This window comes from Helicobacter bilis ATCC 51630 (assembly GCF_000686565.1).
In the GTDB taxonomy this organism is placed as follows: domain Bacteria; phylum Campylobacterota; class Campylobacteria; order Campylobacterales; family Helicobacteraceae; genus Helicobacter_A; species Helicobacter_A bilis.
On record NZ_JMKW01000101.1, the window covers coordinates 1 to 2,183 of the forward strand.

2 protein-coding genes are annotated in these 2,183 nt (G+C 35.9%); both read left to right on the forward strand.

Annotated features, from left to right (window positions below; all coding sequences use genetic code 11):
• Positions 1–186: 186 nt before the first annotated feature.
• Positions 187–1,416: a DNA-methyltransferase gene (locus T368_RS0111225; RefSeq protein WP_004087725.1), complete on the forward strand. Its 1,230-nt coding sequence runs from the start codon at positions 187–189 to the stop codon at positions 1,414–1,416.
• Positions 1,413–2,057 (forward strand): hypothetical protein, encoded by a 645-nt coding sequence (locus T368_RS0111230; RefSeq protein ID WP_004087726.1) that lies wholly within the window; start codon positions 1,413–1,415, stop codon positions 2,055–2,057. The genes T368_RS0111225 and T368_RS0111230 overlap by 4 nt, the downstream gene beginning before the upstream one ends.
• The last annotated feature ends 126 nt before the right edge of the window (positions 2,058–2,183 follow it).

The window sequence follows — 2,183 nt, forward strand, 5'->3', positions numbered from 1 at the left end:
TTTATATCTTTATAATTCTTTAAAAGCTTCCCTGTATTAATACCACTTTGTTGTGCTATATCTTGCAAGGCATTCTCTACTACTGAATCTATCTCGTTATTAATGGCTTGTAATATATTACAAAGCGATATTAAGCAAATTTTTAACCATTTTTTGTAGAATATAATAAACACAAAAAGGCAAACTTTGACACAAATACTACGCAAACGCAATGACATTGCACTACATGATAGCTATTTACATACCATCTTGCAAAAATCACAAAAGTATTTAAAGCAAACTTTTAGTGAAAGTGAGCTTATGGAATTTCACGCAAGGATTAAGCCCTTATATGCCCTAAATGATACAAAAGAGATTATAAAAGCTTTTGAAAAAAGCTATTATGAATTTGTCAAAGAATGCTATCAATCACGCTATAAACACGATGCAAACCTAGAATCTTTCCTACAAAATAAAGATTCTAAAAAGGTTTTGTGGGGGGATTGTCTGCAAGGTTTAAAACAAATGAAAAGTGAATCTGTGGGGGCAATGGTAACAAGTCCGCCTTATTATAATGCTAGGGCTTACGCACAATGGAGCGATTTAAATGCGTATATGAGCGATATGGAGGCAATTTTAAGAGAGTGTTATAGAGTGCTTGATAATCACCGCGTATTTGTCTTTAATGTGGGCGATATTTTTGATAACGATAACCTTTTCACGCGTTCTACTTGGGGCAAGAGGCGGCTGCCTTTGGGGGCGTATTTTATAATGCTTTTTGAAAAAGTGGGCTTTAGCTTTGTAGATGATATTATTTGGGATAAGGGGCAGGTGCAAAGTCAAAGGCATAAAAATGGCGATAAGCCCTATCCCTACTATCAATACCCTATGAATTGCTATGAGCATATTTTAATCTTTCATAAACATAGAAGTGATGAGACGCGTTACCCTTGCCCCGTGTGTGGCTGCCTGCAAGTCAATGGCAATGCTTATACAGAAAAGGGGCTTAGAAGCTGGGAGTGTAAGAATCTTCATTGCTTTGAGCGAAGCAAGGCAAATCGTGGGAAGCGATTTAGTGCGAAAACTTATTTCACGCAAAATGAAGCTTTTAATAAAGGTAATGAGATAGAAAAAGACTTCATTTATGCGTGGCGTAGGGATATAAAGGCAATAAGCCCTGTGATAAAGATAAATTCTAAGGGGCAAAATACGCTAGGACATACCGCACCTTTTCCAAAAGAGATTCCAGAATTTGCGATAAAATTGTTTAGCTACAAGGGAGAGCGAGTATTGGACCCATTTATGGGGCTTGGCACAAGTGTGAAAGTAGCAGATGAACTAGGGCGAATTGGTATAGGCATAGAGCGAGATATAAGTTTAAAAGAGAGTGTGTATAAATTTTTAGGTAAGAAAAATTTAGGGGAGTATGAGCTATGAATACACAATTAGACGAAGAAAAGAAAAAGCAAGTCATAGGGCTTTATGGTGAAATGCAGTTAGCAATGAAGCTACATAGCTTGGGGTGGCAAGTGCATAGGGGCTATATTGATGAAGGCATTGACTTTGTGATTTCAAAATATTATTGCAAAGTGTGCAAGAAATTTAGCAATCAGCTTATAAGGCAAGAATCTTGGCAGGGGCAAAAAGCAAAATGTGTAACAAATCTATGCGAATTTTGCAAAGAGAGTAAGCTAGATATTGTTACAAAATATTTGCAGGTCAAAACAAGTGAGGGTAAAACTATTTATAATAAAGGCGTGATAGTGGAAAATATGCGTAACTTTAGCTTCCACCCTAAAATCCGCTATGACATAGATACTTGCGTGTTTTATGTATGGATAGCTGTCTTTGCAGAAAATGAAAATTTAGAGCAATCTATTATCCATTATTATATTTTTCATTCAAGCGATGTAAGCAGATTTGATGATATGAGTTTGCCTACCTATCAAATTACCGATAACCAAAAGACAACCTTGCGTATCGATAAACAAGGCGAGATTCTAAATAATGGCAAAAGATATAGTTATGACTGCTTTAAGGAATTTCATAATGATTTTGAAATATTGGAAAAATTTTAAAGTAATTATCTTGCATAATGCGAAGAACAAAGAAGTCCCAGCATGTATGCCTTTTTCATATTGTTCCCTTGAATTTACTTGTGAGCCTGTATCATATTTGCCATGCAAAGCCCAATCTGTCGTGCC